The organism is Pseudomonas sp. GW821-FHT07B01 (assembly GCF_059419065.1).
The window spans coordinates 63,314-79,428 of record NZ_JBWKRA010000017.1 but is presented as its reverse complement, the minus strand read 5'-3'; the positions used below and the strand labels follow the sequence as shown (position 1 = coordinate 79,428).

Here is a 16,115-nt window from a genome sequence, read left to right as displayed (position 1 = left end):
GTTCAGTGTCCTGCTGGGTAGATGGCGTGCGGGTCTTTGAGCACCGGCTCCACAACCTTCCATTCGCCATTCTCGAACACGCGATAGAAGCAACTGTGGCGGCCAGTGTGGCAGGCAATGCCGCCGATCTGCTCGACCTTGAGGATCACCACGTCGGCATCGCAGTCCAGGCGCAGCTCGTGCAGGGTCTGCACGTGCCCGGATTCTTCGCCCTTGCGCCACAGTTTGCCACGCGAACGTGACCAGTAGATGGCGCGCTGCTCGGCGGCGGTGAGGCTCAGGGCCTCGCGGTTCATCCAGGCCATCATCAGCACGCGCCCGGTCTTGTAGTCCTGGGCAATGGCCGGCACCAGGCCGTCACTGTCCCACTTGATCTCATCCAGCCAGTCTTTCATGTTCGGCTCCGGCAATTTGCGACAGTGTATAACCGGATGGGCTATCGACGCACGATCAGATAAACACCCACGGCGACCATGATGCCGGCTGGCCAGTGGCCCAGTTGGTTCAATGGCCCACCAATCGCCAGCATCACACCGCCCACCAGGTGCGCGGCGCCGAGCAGGCGCAGGAACCAGTCGTCCTTGCGCTTGCGCCACGGTGGCTCAGGGTCCTTGGCGTGGGGCTGGGACATGCGCTCCAGCAGGTCGCGGGTCATGTTGGCCAGGTGCGGCAGCTGTTCGAACTGGCTGTGCAGGTTGCCCAGCATGGTTTTGGGGCTCATGCGCTCGCGCATCCAGCGTTCCAGGAAGGGTTGCGCGGTGTTCCACAAGTCGAGGTCCGGGTACAGCTGGCGGCCCAGGCCTTCGATGTTCAGCAGGGTCTTCTGCAACAACACCAACTGCGGCTGTACTTCCATATTGAAACGCCGCGCGGTCTGGAACAGACGCATCAGTACCTGACCGAAGGAAATATCTTTTAACGGTTTTTCAAAGATCGGCTCGCAGACGGTACGGATCGCCGCTTCGAATTCGTTGAGCTTGGTTTCCGCCGGCACCCAACCCGAATCAATGTGCAGCTGCGCCACACGACGGTAGTCGCGCTTGAAGAAGGCAAACAGGTTGCGCGCCAGGTAATCCTGGTCTTCCGGGGTGAGGCTGCCGACGATGCCGCAGTCGATGGCGATGTACTGCGGGCTCCACGGGTTGACGGTGCTGACGAAGATGTTGCCCGGGTGCATGTCGGCGTGGAAGAAGCTGTCGCGGAACACTTGGGTGAAGAAGATTTCCACACCGCGCTCGGCCAGCATCTTCATGTCGGTGCGCTGGTCGGCCAGGGTCGCAAGGTCGGTGACCTGCACGCCGTAGATGCGCTCCATCACCAGCACTTTGGGCCGGCACCAGTCCCAATACACCTGCGGCACGTACAGCAGTTGCGAGCCTTCGAAGTTGCGTCGCAATTGGCTGGCGTTGGCCGCTTCGCGCAGCAGGTCGAGTTCGTCGTAGATGGTTTTTTCGTAGTCGGCGACCACGTCCACCGGGTGCAGCAGGCGCGCATCGGCAGAGAAGCGTTCGGCCGCGCGGGCCAGGATGAACAGCCATGCCAGGTCCTGGCCGATGATCGGCTTGAGGCCTGGGCGAATGACTTTCACCACCACTTCTTCGCCGGTCTTGAGCTGCGCGGCGTGCACTTGCGCCACCGACGCCGAGGCCAGGGGCTCGACGTCGAAGCGGCTGAACACCTCGCTTATCTTCTGGCCCAGCTGTTCTTCGATCAGCGCCATCGATTGCTGCGAATCGAACGGCGGCACGCGGTCTTGCAGCAGCATCAGCTCGTCGGCGATGTCTTCGGGCAACAGGTCGCGGCGGGTGGAGAGGATCTGCCCGAACTTGATGAAGATCGGCCCCAAATCCTGCAACGCCAGGCGCAGGCTGGCGCCACGGCTCAACGGTGACGGTTTGCGCGGCAACCAGCGCCACGGCAGCACATAACGCACCGCCAGCAGGAACCATGGCAAAGGCAGGGCAAACAGCAGGTCATCGAGACGGTAGCGGATTACGACGCGCTGGATACGAAACAAACGGCGGACGGCGAGCAGCTTCATGCGTTATCGCTTGGATCAAGGGAACGGCTCAAGCGCTCGAAGCGGGCCTCGAGGCGTTCCAGGTCGATTTTGGCCTTGTCGAGCTCGCGAAAGCGCGCTTGCGCTTCCCGTTGCCCGACCAGGGTGCGCGATTCTTCGCTCAGGTATTCGGCAAGGTTCTGGTTGAGGCTGGCGAACCCTTGCTGGTACCAGCGCGAGCGGCTGCGCAGGTGCCCGCTGATCAACTGGGTGGCGACGGGGCCAATCCAGCGCGACAGTTCGTATTCCCAGTCCAGCTCCAGGTCTTGCAGCACGGCGGCCAGGTCCATCAGCACCGCACTGTCGCCTTCCAGTTCCACCTCGGGGCTGTGGAGGATGGCGGTCTTGTTGCGGCTCAGTGCCAGGTGCAACAGGCTTGAGGCTGGTGCACGCAGGGTGCAATCGGCCTCAGCGGCCCATTGAGTGGCGAGCAGCAGGCCTTCATCGCTGGGCAGGATAAACAGCTGCAAGGCGGGGCTTCGGCAGTCGACGGCAATGACTTTGCCGGTCAGGTGCGCGAGCCGCGCCAGGGCGGTGCTGTCCAGGCGCAGTACACGGTTGAGGCCGTGCTCGACGCTGGCGAGAAGACCTTGCAGCAGCATCAGGGCTTGATGCCGCGGTGCAGGGCGACGATGCCGGACGTCATGTTGTGGTAGGTCACGCGGTCGAAACCGGCCTCCACCATCATCGACTTCAGGGTTTCCTGGTCCGGGTGCATGCGGATCGACTCGGCCAGGTAGCGGTAGCTCTCGGCGTCGTTGGTGATCAGCTTGCCCATCAGTGGCATGAAGGCGAACGAATAGGTGTCGTAGACCTTGGACATCAGCGCGTTGGTCGGCTTGGAGAATTCCAGCACCAGCAGGCGGCCACCCGGCTTGAGTACGCGCAGCATCGAGCGGATCGCGTCTTCCTTGTGAGTCACGTTACGCAGGCCGAACGCGATGGTTACGCAGTCGAAATGGTTGTCGGGGAAGGGCAGCTTCTCGGCATCGGCCTGAACGAACTCGATATTGCCGGCTACGCCTTTGTCGAGCAGGCGGTCGCGGCCCACCTTGAGCATCGAGCCGTTGATATCGGCCAATACCACCTGGCCAGTCGGGCCAACCAGCTTGGAGAACTTGGCGGCCAGGTCGCCCGTGCCGCCGGCGATGTCCAGCACCCGGTTGCCGGTGCGTACGCCCGACAACTCGATGGTGAAGCGCTTCCATAGGCGGTGCATGCCGCCGGAAAGCACGTCATTCATCAGGTCATACTTGGCCGCCACGGAGTGGAACACCTCAGCGACTTTTTCCGCCTTTTGGCTTTCCGGGACGTTCTTGAAGCCGAAGTGAGTGGTGGGTTCGGCATCGCTGCCTTTGCGCTGATCAGTCATATCGCTGTCACCAAAAGAGAATGCGGGACATGATAATCCCCAAGGCCTACTTTGTCTTGGCAAGGCTGCAGGTAAGATAGGCGCTCATCGAGACCTTTTGCCGCATGGCGGGTGTTCTGAGTCGTTATAAAGAGGAGTCATTGCAATGGCCCGTATTACCGTTGAGCGTGAACATACCCTGGGAAAAGAACAGGCGCGGGCCAAGGCTGAGCAATTGGCGCGCAAACTCGAGGATAAATATGGGGTGGAGTCTTCATGGGCTGGCGACACCCTGAAGCTCAAGCGCTCCGGGGTTAAAGGCACGGTTGCGGTGGCCGAAGACTCATTGCGCATCGATGTCGAACTCGGCCTGTTGATGTCGGCCATGAGTGGCACGATAAAGTCCGAAATCGAAAAGGCCTTGGATAAAGCGTTGGCCTGACTTGGCTGCTCTTAGGGTGCCGATTCTAATTTTAAACCCTACTTTGTGCCCACGCCCTCAACTCCTGCGGGCCGTCCTCCCCCCCCTTTTTGTGTGAGGTGCACCATGGCCAAAGTTATTTTGAAGAAAAAAATCGACGTTCAAACCACCCCCCTGAGTGAGGTTAAAAGCTATGCCCGCAAGATCTGGCTGGCGGGTCTTGGCGCCTATGCGAAGGTCGGCAGTGAGGGCGGCGAGTACTTCAAAGAGCTGGTTAAGAGCGGCCAACGTGTTGAAAGTAAAGGTAAAAAAGTTGTAGTTGAACAACTTGACGCCGCCAACAGTCAGATTGACCAGGTAAAGAGTAATGTCTCCGGCGTCAGGGGCCTGGTTGAAGTTCAGCTGGATAAAGTTGAAAAAGCTTTTGACACGCGTGTTGCAAGTGCCTTGAATCGAATCGGCATTGCGTCTAAACATGACGTGGAGACACTCTCTGCTAAGCTCGAAGAGCTGACGGCATTGCTCGAACGTGTCGCGCGTAAACACTAAGGAGACATCGGGATGGCTGTTAAAAAGACTACTCAGAAAGAAGGCAGCTCGTGGGTCGGGGAAGTTGAAAAATATTCCCGCAAAATCTGGCTTGCTGGTTTAGGCGTGTACTCGAAGGTTAGCAGTGACGGCGGTAAATACTTCGAGACTCTGGTCAAGGACGGCGAGAAGGCCGAGAAGTTGACCAAGAGTACAGTGGGTAAAAAAGTTGATGCGGCCAAGGCAACGGCCGGTTCCGCCAAGTCGAGCATTTCTGACACGTGGGGCAAGTTGGAAGAAACCTTCGACAAGCGCCTCAACAGTGCTATTTCGCGACTGGGCGTGCCCAGCAAGGCTGAGTTGAAGACGTTGCACAGCAAGGTCGATACCTTGACCAGGCAAATCGAAAAACTCACCGGCGCCAAAGCGGCTCCAGCCAAGACCGCCGCGGCAAAACCTGCGGCCAAAACCGCAGCTGCAAAACCCGCAGCCAAAGCCGCTGCCAAGCCTCTGGTTAAAGCTGCCGCTAAACCGGCTGCAAAATCTGCGGCCAAGGCTCCAGCCAAAGCCGCGACGAAACCTGCAGCTAAGCCAGCGGCCAAAACAGCTGCGGCCAAACCGGCCAGCAAGCCTGCCGCCAAGCCAGTGGCTGCTAAAGCAGCAGCGAAACCTGCGGCTAAACCGGCTGCTGCCAAGTCCGCTGCAAAACCTGCCGCCAAACCCGCTGCCAAGCCAGCTGCGGCAAAATCCGCCGCCAAACCAGCAGCAGTGAAACCTGCGGCAAAACCTGCGGTGGCCAAAAAGCCTGCGGCGGCGAAAAAGCCAGCAGCGCCAAAGCCTGCCGTGGCGGCCAAGCCGGCTCCGACTGCTTCAGCAGCCAATTCGGTGTCCGCACCGTCGCCCACCGCTGCTACCCCGACTGCAACGCCGGTAACCCCGACGCCATCCAGTCAGTCCTGATTTTTGCGGGACCAGAAAATGCCCGGCCTTTAAAGGTCGGGCATTTTTTATGGGCCGGAACAATCAGGCGTCACGAGGCGCTACACCAAGCCCATCAGTTATAAGTAATCGAAACGGTGACGGCACTGGCCAGCGTGCCGTGGGAAATCGCCGCGCCGGTTTTGTGGTAAGCCGCTTTGAGCGCCAGTACCGCCTTGCTGCTGCTCGTTGCAACCGTGCGGCTACGCTGGGCCTCAGTACCGTTGGCGGGGATGATGCCTGCGCTGGCCAGCCAAAGAGCGGTGCCGCCCGACGTTCCCGTATTGGCGAAGAGCTCTGCGTTGCCAGCGGAGGGTGTGCCAGCGAATTGGAAGATCACGTTCTTGACGTCAGAGTCGCAGTCGGCGGCAAGCTCGAAATCGTGTTCTCCCGCGGAGTCGGCACTGTCGAAGTCCGACACTTTGACGGGCGGTAGAGTGATGGTGCGGTTTACATCGCCGGCGATCAGGTTGCACGTGCCCGCGTTGACCACGCCTTGGAAGGTCAGGGTGCCGGTGGTAGCAGCGAAGGCGACAGGAGCGCCCAGGCTGGCGGTAAACGCCAATAGCAGGGGCAGTGTTGAGAGACGCATCGTTAATCCTCAGGGTTTCAGTTGTAGGTGATGTTGACGGTAGCGGTACTGATCAGCGTGCCTTGGTCGACCGTGCCGCTTTTGTGGTACGCAGCGCCGAGTGGCAGTACCGCGCGATTGCCGCTCACAACCAGCGTGCGTTCGTTGTCGCTGCCATTGGCAGGGATCGTTTGATTCGTTCCGTTGATGCGCGAATACAGCCACAGCGCGACACCCCTTGCGGTGCCCGTATTGGCAAAGAGCAGGTTGTTCTCAGGCGAAGGTGCGCCGGAAAAACGAAAGGTGACGTTGGTGGCGTCGCTGCAATTGGCCGTCAGCTCGAAGTTGTGTGCGCCGGCGTAGGGGCTGCTGTTGAAAGCGCTGACCTGCACGGGGTCAAGGACGATGGAACGGTTAACGTCGCCCGCTTCGAGGCTGCAAGTGGCAACCGGGCTTACAAACCTGACCGAGTTGTTGAGCTTTAGCTCAAAGCGGCCCAGGAGCTGACCTATTCGAGTCATCAACGTATATCTGTAGATGCTTCCCGCAGGTACGACCCCCCCGGTCACCGGCCCTGTTTTGTAGAAAATCGCCTCGGCATTGGTGAAGATGGGGTGGCGTCCAGTGGGCAGTTGAGTCACCGTATTTTCAATCGCGTAGAAGTTGCTCACTCCCCGGGCATCGGTAATTCTAATGCGCACGCCGATGCCCGGAGCCTCAGTGGAATAGATCTGGCCTGGCATGAGTTGCGGATACCTGCGGGAGGTGACTTGCCTGCGGGTCAAGCTGTGGCAATTGAAAAATCGGCCGGGAACCACGCCACTGAATGGCTGCTGGGTAATGATGCTCCCCTCGGGCAGGTTGGCCGGTACCGTAATGGTTGCCGGGAGGGACAGGCCGTGCTCGGAGTCCATATAGCTATCGCACTCCGCCTGGGCCACGATGGGCAGGCCAAGCGCCAGCAGTGTCGAAATGAGCGGGATCGATGGCTTCATTGTGAACTCCGTATCGTCATGGGGCGTAGGGCGGAAGTCGTTTTCGGTCCGCGCTGGCAGGCACCTGCGTTCAGGTGGCGCAAGCGATTGGCGCCTACGGCAGTGGATGATGCGCTTACGTCATAGCGCAACTTGCACAGGGCCGTGGCATCCGAACCCCATTTGACGGTTAATTGCCCCTGTCCTCGTGACACGCGCACAAAGGCTTTGCCACCCTGGCCAACGATCCCGACGCTGGCGCCGCTTTCATCGAACACATCCGCGCCGAACGGCAATGGCGTGCCATCCTCCCGCAGCGCCGTGATCAACATGGCCTGCCCGCTGACGGTCTCGAATTGCAACTGCACCACCGAGCCGGCTCGTGGCGCGACGTTCTGAGCGGCGGTCCTGAGCTCGACATCCGTGGACAGATCCTTGGGGTCCAACTCGACCACGTTCTGGCGGTAAGGCGTGAGGTGCGGCACCACGGCGAAGCCGCTGTTGCCGATCTGCGCGCCATGGTTGCCGTTGATCCGCGCGCCGAGGGCGTCGGGAGCCTGGACGATGCCGATGGTGTCGCCCAACTCTGGGGCGAAGGTCACCCCGCCACGGTGGGCGACGATGCCACCGGTCATGCCCAGGGAGGTCGATTGGTACGCGTTGCTTTGGCCGTAGCTTGCCGACAGCACGCCTTGAGAGGTCTGGTATTTCATGTCGGCGCTAGTGGCATAGCCGCTGCCTTGAGCACGGCTGCTGCTCAGGCCGTAGCTCAATTCATTGCGCTCGCCAAGCGTACCGCCCAGGCTCAGGCGCTCGCCGCTGCTTTGATCGCCACGGTAGACGGTGGTGGTCAGTGTGGGCGAGCGTGCGCCGCTGCCCAGTGGCAGGCTGACGGTGAAGTCCAATTGCTTGTCGACGCGTTCGCTCAGCAAGTCCCGGGTGCGCTGCGCGCTGACGGTGTAATGCAAACCCTTCCACGTACTGCTGTAGCCGGCGGTAAACGTCAGGTTGCCATTGTTGCGGTTCCAATAGTTTTGCGAGGAGCCGGTCAGGTACACCGAGCCGTCGCCGACGCTTTGGTTGAGGCTGATGTCCATTCGGTCACGCAGTCGCGAGACGGTGTCGAGCTTGAGCCCGTCCAGCGCAAGGTCGCGGATGTGTGCTGCGTCGCTCACGCTCAAGAAGCCTTCGGTGGAGTAGCGATACGCGCCCAGCGCGAAGTGGGTACCTGTATTCGCGAAGTTCTTGCTGTAGCGCAGCTGTACGCTTTGACCCGCGCGTGAACCATGCCCTGGCAGGTGCGCGTTCGACTGGGTCAAGTCCAGAGAAAGTGCGCCCAACGGCGTGTTGAACGCGGCCCCCAGCAACTGTGAGCGGTAATCCTCACCCATCACGGCACCGGTATAACCGGTCAGCAGATTACTCAGGCCATGCTGGTAAGTCGCTTGCATCAGCCTGGGCGGGTGGTGCAGGCCGACTTCATCAAGCAGGCCGGCACTCAGCGAATAGCGGCTGTAGCCGGGGCGCAGCAGGTTGGCGTTGGCGGCAAACGGTACGATGAACTCACGGGTACGACCGTCGGCTTCGGTGACGGTGACATTCAGGTCGCCGCCGTAACCGGTGGGGAACAGGTCCTTGAGCACGAACGGGCCGGGCGCGACGGAGACTTCATCCAGCAACACACCGCGCTGGCGCACACTGACCCGTGCGTTGGTCTCGGCAACCCCGCGCACCACCGGGGCAAAGCCGGTCAGTGAATCGGGCAGCATCCGGTCATCGGAAGACAGGCTGGCGCCGCGCAGTCGCACGCTGTCGAACAGTTCGCCGGGGGTATAGATTTCGCCAAGCACCAGTTGGGACTTCAAGGCACTCAAATCCCGCTGTACATAGGTGGCGCTGCTTTGGTACCCCGAGGCGGTATGGGTGCGGCTGTAGCTGCCGTTGTGGCGCCAGTGCCAGTCCCCCAGGTTGAGGCCGGTGTTCAGGCCGAGGTAGCTGGAGCCCAGGGTGCGCCCGCCGGTCCGCGTGGTGAAGGTGTTGGTGTTGTAACGCACAAACGCGGCATCCACGCCGCCATCCCAGTGTTGCGGGTCGACGTAGCCGCGTGGCTGGCGCGCCAGGTATATCTGCGGAACTTGCAGGTCGAGGCGACTTTCACCCGAATCGAACTGGCTGCTGGCGCCGGGCAGGTAGCTGGCGATGTCGGCACAGTTGGAAAGGGCTGCTGCCTCGACGCTATCGACAGTAACGCCAAACCTGAGCAGCGCCTGGGGCTCCAGGCACAGCTGGGCGGTGTCATGGCCCGCGATCTTGGAAAAGGACAGGGTTTCACGCCCGACCCACTGGCCGTTAAGGTGCACATCGGCGCGGTAGCTGCCAGGCAGGACGACGTTGCCTTGGTTGAACTTGGCGATATCAACCTGCAAGCCCGCCTTGCCACCCGGAAAGAAGGCCGGGTTGAATTCGACTTGCTCGGCACTTTGGGCGGTGACGGCTTCAGCGCCGCTGATAAACAGCAGGCTATGCAGGGTCCACTTGAAGCGATGACGTGCTTTTACGCCGGTTGGCGTGTTGGAACTCATGTTCAGCATTCTCGAAAAACAGGTGTCGGTCGACTGTCGGCATAGGGAGTCCCTACCCGCGTCAGTGGGCATCGACATGAAAAAGTAGGGGCGTGGGTAGCGCCAGTCAGGGCGCCCTACGCTGGAAGGTCTGTTCTGGTGGCTGTCATGGCGGGGCCTTGGCGCTATGGACGGCCTTCACGCCATAGTCATCAAGTGTCTGGAACTCCACGGTCGCCTCGGTATTGGCCGATGCTTTGAGCGTGGGCAGCTCAAAGCGAAGGTGGCTGCCGGGCAGTACCATGTTTTCGCTGCCCGACGACGCGGTTTTACGCGCATGTCGTTGCCCGGACTCCAGCACCTCGACGCCTTCAAAGGTCACGTGATAGGGCGTCGGGTTGAAGACTTCCAGGCCCTGGCCCTGTGCGCTTGAGATGCGTCGCCATTGCAGTTTTCCGGGTGCCGCTTCGACTCCGTAGGGCAGGTTATGCGGACGGAAGAACAGTTTGATCCGCGAGCGAAACGCCAGCTGGAGTTGGTTGCCCTGTTGCGCATTTGGAGATTGCGCAGGCACTTCCAGCAAGTTGAACCAGAACAGGCTTTCCTGTGCCGTCGGCAAGGATTCTCCGGTATAGGCCACGCGCACCACCTGTTGCTTGCCCGGGTCCATACGGAAGATGGGCGGGGTCACCACAAAAGGAATGCCGCCCACCTGTGGCGTCGACTGCTCATCGCCATTATCCAGCCAGGTCTGGACCAATACCGGCGCCTGGTTCTTGCTCTCCAGCCTGACGGTGACCTCTTTGTCGTTCTGCGGATAAACCACGCGCGTGCTGTTGATGATCACGCTCGCCTGCAGTGCCGTTGCGCCCGCCAGCGTGAAGGTCAGCAAGGTGGTCTGCGCAAAAATCGAAAGTACATTCATGGTGGATTATCCCGTGCAGCCAGGCAGCGCTGCCGAGTGCCGTACGCGGGCACCGAAATCGCTGACGCTGGTGAACTCAACCTTGGCCGGGGTACGCGTACATTCGCGCAATAGCGGCAGCGCAAAGCGTTTTACATCGCCGGCCGGCAGCAGCAGGCTGTCGTTGGCGCTCTGGTTCGGTGCTTTGGCAAAACGCTGGCCGGCGCTGAGCAGTTCGATAGAGGCAAGCGAGACGTGGTAGGGCGTCGGGTTAGTGGCTTGCAGGGCGTAGCCGCGATCGTGGGCGATCAGTTTCCATTGCAGTTTCGAGGCTGCGTTTGCCGCCGGATAAGGCAACGCTTGCGGGCGCAGGAATACGCGCAAGCGGGTACGGAATGACAATTCGATCTGGTTATTCTCGTCACCCTTTGCGGCACTCGGCGGCACTTCCAGTACGTTCAGCCAAAACAGGCTTTCACGATCGGCAGGCAAAGGCTCGCCCGAGTAGCGCAGGCGCAATGCCTGTTGCTGGTGCGGCTCAATGCGGAAGATTGGGGGGGACGTACTCAGCGGCGCTTTTGCAGTGGTGGCTGTTGAGTATCGGTCGCCGTCGTCCAGCCAGGTTTGCACCAATGCCGGGCGATTGCCTTTGTTTTCCAGGCGTACGATCACTTCCTGCCGTTCGGCAGGGTAGATCACCCGTGTGCCGTGGATGATGACGCCTGCCTCGGCGGCAAGTGTGAACAGCAGCATTGCACCAGACACACCGGCGACAAATGTAAGACGGGCCTTCGTTTTCATTGTCTGGTCTCTTTACCCAGGGAGGAGCCTGCCTTCACAGGCTCGCTGGCACTTTACTCGGCGTACTCGATCATGAACCCGACCCGGGTGTTGACCTTGCCTTCGGTGGCCGGGCCGCTGGCGTACAGTTGTGCAGCCAGTGGGATGGTTGCCTGGTTATCGGCGATCACCACGCCTTCGGATTTTTCGGTGTAGACGTTGATCGGCGTGCCGCTGCGGCTGGTGACCTCCACCTGGACGTTCTTGGCGTTGGTGGTATCCGATGGATCGTCGTAGCCATCAATGTTCAAGCGCCCAGTGGCCACGTCGATGGCCGGGCTGGTCGGATCGAAGGCAACCATGGCGGTGCGTCCGTTGGTGCAACTGCCCTCACCCGGTGCGCCGATGCGAATGGTGAAGCCGGTCAGGTTGGCACGGCTGCCTTCCGTGGCCAGGCGTGCGGCAGAGACGCCACCCAGGTTCACGTCCTTGACCACAGCCCCCGTGCCCGGAGCCGCGCCTTCGACGGTGCAGGTCACGTCGGTCACCAGGCCACTGAAGTTGATCACGCCGTCCGCGGCGTACACCGATGGCGTCATCGTGGCGCTCAAGGCCAGGGCGGTTGCAATGGCAGATAAAACGTTGGCTTTCATTCTGTTTCCGATCTCGAGTTATTGAAGTTATCCGCCGCAGGTTTAAGCGCAGTGCCTGAGGTTCTTGTCGAATTTTTTTCATGGGGCGGGCTGGCATAATTTGTATCTAAAAGTGAATGCGCTCTATAGCGAAGTCTCGAGTTTTGGTTCGTGATTGTTCGAAAGCGTTTTGTTTTGTTTAGTTTTTTTTGTATGGATTTTTGGTTGGGTAAAGTTTCCTCAGTTGTTTCTGTAGGAAGTTGCCGTAAGTAAATGTAGTACTGTTGTGTCCGCTTATTGAACCCTGCATAAGGCTGGTCTATAGCGTGCAGTACTGCATTGATTTATGCGGGGCTCGTTATGACAACTTCACCATTGGCCATCTGTACCGTCATGCTGCTGGATGACCACGAGATGGTTCGCCAAGGTATCGCACTGGGATTGAATGCCGAGGCCGACATTCAGGTGACCGGCTCCTACGGTACGGGCCGGCAACTGCTGGAGGCGCTGGCCCGTCAGCGGGTCGATGTGGTCGTCATGGACTTCGTGCTGGCGCCGTCAGACATCGACGGCCTCAGTCTGCTCCAGACGCTGGGCAGGCGTTTCAGCCAGTGCCGGGCATTGATCGTTTCCTCGGATTATTCGCCTGCGACAGTCTCGCTGGCGCTCAAGGCTGGATGTTGGGGCATTCTGGGTAAGACTCAGAATCTGACCGAGCTGATCACGGCTATCCGAACTGTCGCTCAAGGGCGGCTTTATATACAACCTTGTATGTTGGCGACATTACAGGGCAAACACTCTGCGTTTGATCTCATCACTGTGAAGTCGACGGTCAATGTTTCAGCGACGCTGTCATTGACCTCCGGGCTCACACCCAAAGAGCGCGAAGTGTTGCGCTGTTTTCTCGATGGCATGTCAGTCAGTTCGATTGCGGCAAAGTTCTCCCGCAGTGCAAGTACTATCAGTACGCAGAAACAATCGGCTTATCGGAAGTTGGGCGTGCGCAATGACAGTGAACTTTTCAAATTCATTCAGCAATTCGGCGGGCCTGAGTAAGCACCGGTCAAAGCGGATCATCCAGGTAGCGCAAGGCCCAGCGTTCGGTGGCCTGGCGTGCAGGTGACAGCAGGTGCGGCGCTACCAGCATCATGACCTGGTACACCACCACTCGTACCTCGCCTTCACGGTCCAGTACGCGTTGGTAATCGAGGGAGAACAGCAGAGTCATGGTGATCTGTTCCACCAACTGCCCCAGTGCCTGGGTGTCACTGACCAGTTGCCCCGCAGCCTTCAACCGCGCCAACAAGGAGGCCAGGGTGCGTTTGAGCGCGGTAAGCAGATTGCGGATCCCCTTGGCCAGCTTCGGCAGGCGCCCGGCCAGGTTCGACAGGTCCTGGAAGAGGAAGCGATAGTGGGCCATGCGCTCGACAATCAGGTGCAAAAACAGCCAGTAGTCCTCAGCCTCCAGTTGCGCATCGGCAGGCGGGTCGAGCAGCGGCGCCAGCTCGCATTGAAAGCGCTCGAACAGCCCCAGTACCAACGGCTCCTTGCCATGGAAGTGGTAGTAGAGGTTACCGGGGCTGATCCCCATTTCATTGGCCACCTCCATGGTCGACACGTTCGGTTCGCCCTTGTGGTTGAACAACTGCAAGGCACATTCAAGGATACGGTCGCGGGTCTTCATCCAGTCTTCTTAATGTGATGTTTGAGCTCATCGCACGCGCACGTAAGTGCCCGGCGCCGCTTCCATCGGTGGGTAATTCTGGTTGCCCAGAGCGGTGAGGGTTTCGCGTTGTACACCGGAGCGTTTTTGCACCCACTCCAGCCACTGCGGCCACCAACTGCCTTCGACGTGCTGGGCGTCGTAATACCAGGCGCGCGGGTCGCTGCTCAGCTTGAGGTTCTCGACGTAGTTGGCCTTGGGGTTGCCCGGTGGGTTGAGGATGCTCTGGATATGCCCGCTGTTGGACAGCACGAAGCGCCGCTCGCCACCCAGCAGTTGCGTGGAGCGGTACACCGCGTCCCACGGCGTGATGTGATCGTTGATGCCGGCCACGCTGAAGCTGTCCACCGCGACCTTGCGCAAGTCGATGGGCGTGCCGCATACCTCCAGGCCGCCAGGGTGGCTCAGGGGGTTGTGCTTGAAGAAATCCAGCAGATCGCCGTGCAAGGCGGCGGGCAGGCGCGTGTTGTCGTTGTTCCAGTACAGGATGTCGAACGCCGGCGGTTCCTTGCCCAGCAGGTAATTGTTGATCCAGTAATTCCAGATCAAGTCGTTGGGGCGCATCCAGGCAAACACCTTGGCCATGTCGCGGCCATCCAGCACGCCTTGCTGGTAAGAGCGGCGCTTGGCGGCCTCCAGGGTTTGTTCATCGGCGAATAGGGTTGCGGGGCTGTCGATCTGGCTGTCGAGCAGGCTTACCAGGTAACTGGCGCTGGAGATGCGCCGCAACTGGCGCTTGGCTTGCAGGTGGCCTTGCAGCGCGGCGATGGTCAGGCCCCCGGCGCAGGCGCCCATCAGGTTGACCTCGCGAGCGCCAGTGATGGCCCGGCACACGTTGAGCGCTTCTTCCAGCGCCGCCACGTAGGTGGACAGGCCCCATTCGCGATGTCGCACGTCCGGGTTACGCCAGCTGACCATAAAGGTCTGCAGGCCGTTTTTGAGCGCGTATTGCACAAAGCTGTTGGCCGGGCTCAGGTCGAAAATGTAGTACTTGTTGATTTGCGGCGGCACCACCAGCAGTGGCTTGGCGTACTGTTTTTCGCTCATGGGCTTGTATTGGATCAGCTCCAGCAGCTCATTGCGAAACACCACCGAACCGGGCGTGGTCGCCACGGTCTTGCCCACTTCAAAGGCGTGCTTGCTGACCTGACGCGGCAAACCGTTGTTGTGCAGCAGGTCTTCGAACAAGTTACTCACGCCACGCACCACGCTGTTGCCGCCGGAGTTGAGCAGCTCCTTGATCGCCAGCGGGTTGAGCAGGGTGTTGGAAGGGGAGACAGCATCGTTGAGCAGGGCGAAGGCGAACTGCGCGCGGGCGCGATCATCGTCACTGAGGGTGCTGTCGTCGATCCACTGCCGTGTCTGTTTTTGCCAGCTCAGATAGGCTTGCAAGCTGCGGCGGTACAGCGGGTTGAGCTTCCAGGTGGGGTCGCTGAAGCGATGGTCCCTGGGGTTGGGTTCGTGCACGGCCTCACCCAGCAGCACGCGGCCTAGCTGGCCGCCCAGGGCCAGGGCGTGGCGAGCGGTGTGCACCGGGTTGCGCAGGCCGTGCGCGGCGACGGTACGCAGGGTCGACAGCAAGTCCCGGCCGCGCAGGCCGGTGATCGCATTTTGCGCGTTGATGAACGCAGCGGGGGTGGGCGCCGGGTTCGTCACGGGTCTTTCTCGCATGAGCCAACACTCCTTCGTCAAGTCATCAAGCAGGCACGCCAATCCAGAACCATAGTCGGTTCCTGGCAAGTTGCGCGGTGGTGTGGTCCTTCACACCGCCGGTCGCGGATGTATCACGGCGCGCAGGCGCTCCTCCTCCAGAAACTTCATGATGATCGGCGCCACGGCTTCGGCCCGGGTGATCAGGAACAGGTGGCCGTCGTCGATGATGTGCAACTGCGCATTGGGGATGCGCCAGGCGAGCATGCGCATGTTGACCAGCGGGATCAGCGGGTCATCGTCCCCGGCCAGCACCAGGGTGGGCTGGCGGATCTTGTGCAGCCAGTGAATGCTGGTCCAGCCCAGCCCGGCAAACAGTTGCCAGTAGTAGCCCAGCTTGCCGGCCGAGCGCACTTTGCTGGCGTGCTCGGCGGCCAGTTTGGAATCACGGCGGAACGAGCCGCCATAAATCATCGGTGCAATGCGCACCACGTGGGACGGCTGGATATAGCGCCTGGGGCTTGCCATCAGCCACAAGACCTTCGGTTTGCCCGGCACCATGAAGGCCCCGGCTGCGGTGGCCGCCAGGATCAATTTCTTGCAGCGCTCGGGGTAGTCATACGCAAATTGCTGGGCCAGCGCTCCGCCCCAGGACACGCCCACGGCATTCACTTGGCCGTAGTCGAGGTAATCGAGCATACGTGCGGTGAGCTTGGCCAGGCCGGGGAAGCGATAGGGTCGGTTCGGCGTCGAGGATCCGCCCACGCCGGGCACGTCGAAGGCGATCACTTCCAGGTCCGGGTCCAGGGCCTGGACGAACGGAAACACCAGCTCAAGGTTGGCGCCGATGCCGTTGAAGATCAGCAGCGGGGTCAAGTGCGGCTTGCCCGGGCGTACCGCCGTGCGGATGGTCTGGCCATCCAGGTCGATGGTACGGAAGATGAACGGTTGCGCCATGCTCAAGCCCTGTGAAGTGGTGCTAT

At 60.6% G+C, this 16,115-nt stretch carries 17 protein-coding genes; 4 read left to right on the top strand and 13 right to left on the bottom strand.

Annotated features, from left to right (window positions below):
• Positions 1–2 precede the first annotated feature (2 nt).
• From hisI to ubiE, 4 genes are read right to left on the bottom strand one after another with little or no spacing between them, the layout of a single operon-like run.
• Positions 3–395, bottom strand: a complete 393-nt coding sequence (hisI, locus tag AC07S6_RS18980; protein WP_003187884.1) for a phosphoribosyl-AMP cyclohydrolase — start codon at positions 393–395, stop codon at positions 3–5.
• 41 nt (positions 396–436) lie between these two features.
• Positions 437–2,041 carry a ubiquinone biosynthesis regulatory protein kinase UbiB gene (gene ubiB / locus AC07S6_RS18975; RefSeq protein WP_019820016.1) on the bottom strand — a complete coding sequence of 535 codons (1,605 nt, stop codon included), beginning with the start codon at positions 2,039–2,041 and terminating at the stop codon, positions 437–439.
• Positions 2,038–2,661 (bottom strand): ubiquinone biosynthesis accessory factor UbiJ, encoded by a 624-nt coding sequence (locus tag AC07S6_RS18970; RefSeq protein WP_019820017.1) that lies wholly within the window; start codon positions 2,659–2,661, stop codon positions 2,038–2,040. Before AC07S6_RS18970 ends, ubiB begins: the two co-directional genes overlap by 4 nt.
• Positions 2,661–3,431: a bifunctional demethylmenaquinone methyltransferase/2-methoxy-6-polyprenyl-1,4-benzoquinol methylase UbiE gene (gene ubiE / locus AC07S6_RS18965; protein ID WP_003171186.1), complete on the bottom strand. Its 771-nt coding sequence runs from the start codon at positions 3,429–3,431 to the stop codon at positions 2,661–2,663. The genes AC07S6_RS18970 and ubiE overlap by 1 nt, the downstream gene beginning before the upstream one ends.
• A 145-nt stretch (positions 3,432–3,576) precedes the next feature.
• Between ubiE and AC07S6_RS18960 the strand changes: the two genes are divergently transcribed.
• The 3 genes from AC07S6_RS18960 (at position 3,577) to AC07S6_RS18950 (ending at position 5,319) form a co-directional block, all read left to right on the top strand.
• Entirely contained in the window at positions 3,577–3,852 is a 276-nt protein-coding gene (locus AC07S6_RS18960; protein ID WP_495112788.1) for a polyhydroxyalkanoic acid system family protein, read from the top strand.
• Positions 3,853–3,957: 105 nt separating this feature from the next.
• Positions 3,958–4,380 carry a phasin family protein gene (locus tag AC07S6_RS18955; protein WP_032878324.1) on the top strand — a complete coding sequence of 141 codons (423 nt, stop codon included), beginning with the start codon at positions 3,958–3,960 and terminating at the stop codon, positions 4,378–4,380.
• Positions 4,381–4,392: 12 nt separating this feature from the next.
• Positions 4,393–5,319: a phasin family protein gene (locus AC07S6_RS18950; protein WP_495112787.1), complete on the top strand. Its 927-nt coding sequence runs from the start codon at positions 4,393–4,395 to the stop codon at positions 5,317–5,319.
• 94 nt (positions 5,320–5,413) lie between these two features.
• Here the strand turns inward: AC07S6_RS18950 and AC07S6_RS18945 are convergent, their stop codons facing one another.
• From AC07S6_RS18945 to AC07S6_RS18920, 6 genes are all read right to left on the bottom strand, one after another.
• A complete protein-coding gene (locus AC07S6_RS18945; protein ID WP_168223965.1) occupies positions 5,414–5,929 on the bottom strand; it encodes a fimbrial protein in 516 nt (171 codons plus the stop codon).
• Positions 5,930–5,946: 17 nt separating this feature from the next.
• Positions 5,947–6,903 (bottom strand): fimbrial protein, encoded by a 957-nt coding sequence (locus AC07S6_RS18940; RefSeq protein WP_495112786.1) that lies wholly within the window; start codon positions 6,901–6,903, stop codon positions 5,947–5,949.
• Complete coding sequence (locus AC07S6_RS18935; RefSeq protein ID WP_495112785.1) at positions 6,900–9,464, bottom strand: fimbria/pilus outer membrane usher protein; 2,565 nt, start codon at positions 9,462–9,464, stop codon at positions 6,900–6,902. Before AC07S6_RS18935 ends, AC07S6_RS18940 begins: the two co-directional genes overlap by 4 nt.
• A gap of 145 nt (positions 9,465–9,609) precedes the next feature.
• The gene (locus AC07S6_RS18930) at positions 9,610–10,368 is read right to left on the bottom strand and encodes a fimbrial biogenesis chaperone (protein ID WP_495112784.1); all 759 of its coding nucleotides are present in this window, start codon (positions 10,366–10,368) and stop codon (positions 9,610–9,612) included.
• A 6-nt stretch (positions 10,369–10,374) separates the two neighbouring features.
• On the bottom strand, positions 10,375–11,148 hold the full coding sequence (locus AC07S6_RS18925) for a fimbrial biogenesis chaperone (protein ID WP_495112783.1): 774 nt from the start codon (positions 11,146–11,148) through the stop codon (positions 10,375–10,377).
• Positions 11,149–11,201: 53 nt separating this feature from the next.
• A complete protein-coding gene (locus AC07S6_RS18920; RefSeq protein ID WP_495112782.1) occupies positions 11,202–11,780 on the bottom strand; it encodes a fimbrial protein in 579 nt (192 codons plus the stop codon).
• 339 nt (positions 11,781–12,119) lie between these two features.
• On the opposite strand from AC07S6_RS18920, the gene AC07S6_RS18915 reads away from it, so the two are divergent.
• Entirely contained in the window at positions 12,120–12,815 is a 696-nt protein-coding gene (locus tag AC07S6_RS18915) for a response regulator (RefSeq protein ID WP_495112781.1), read from the top strand.
• Positions 12,816–12,822: 7 nt separating this feature from the next.
• Here the strand turns inward: AC07S6_RS18915 and AC07S6_RS18910 are convergent, their stop codons facing one another.
• The 3 genes from AC07S6_RS18910 to phaZ all read right to left on the bottom strand — a co-directional run bounded on the left by AC07S6_RS18910 (position 12,823) and on the right by phaZ (position 16,089).
• Positions 12,823–13,443, bottom strand: a complete 621-nt coding sequence (locus AC07S6_RS18910) for a TetR/AcrR family transcriptional regulator (RefSeq protein WP_020302373.1) — start codon at positions 13,441–13,443, stop codon at positions 12,823–12,825.
• A 27-nt stretch (positions 13,444–13,470) separates the two neighbouring features.
• Positions 13,471–15,153: a class II poly(R)-hydroxyalkanoic acid synthase gene (phaC, locus tag AC07S6_RS18905; protein WP_191948820.1), complete on the bottom strand. Its 1,683-nt coding sequence runs from the start codon at positions 15,151–15,153 to the stop codon at positions 13,471–13,473.
• Between the two features lie 90 nt (positions 15,154–15,243).
• Complete coding sequence (phaZ, locus tag AC07S6_RS18900; protein WP_019820034.1) at positions 15,244–16,089, bottom strand: poly(3-hydroxyalkanoate) depolymerase; 846 nt, start codon at positions 16,087–16,089, stop codon at positions 15,244–15,246.
• Positions 16,090–16,115: the final 26 nt, after the last annotated feature.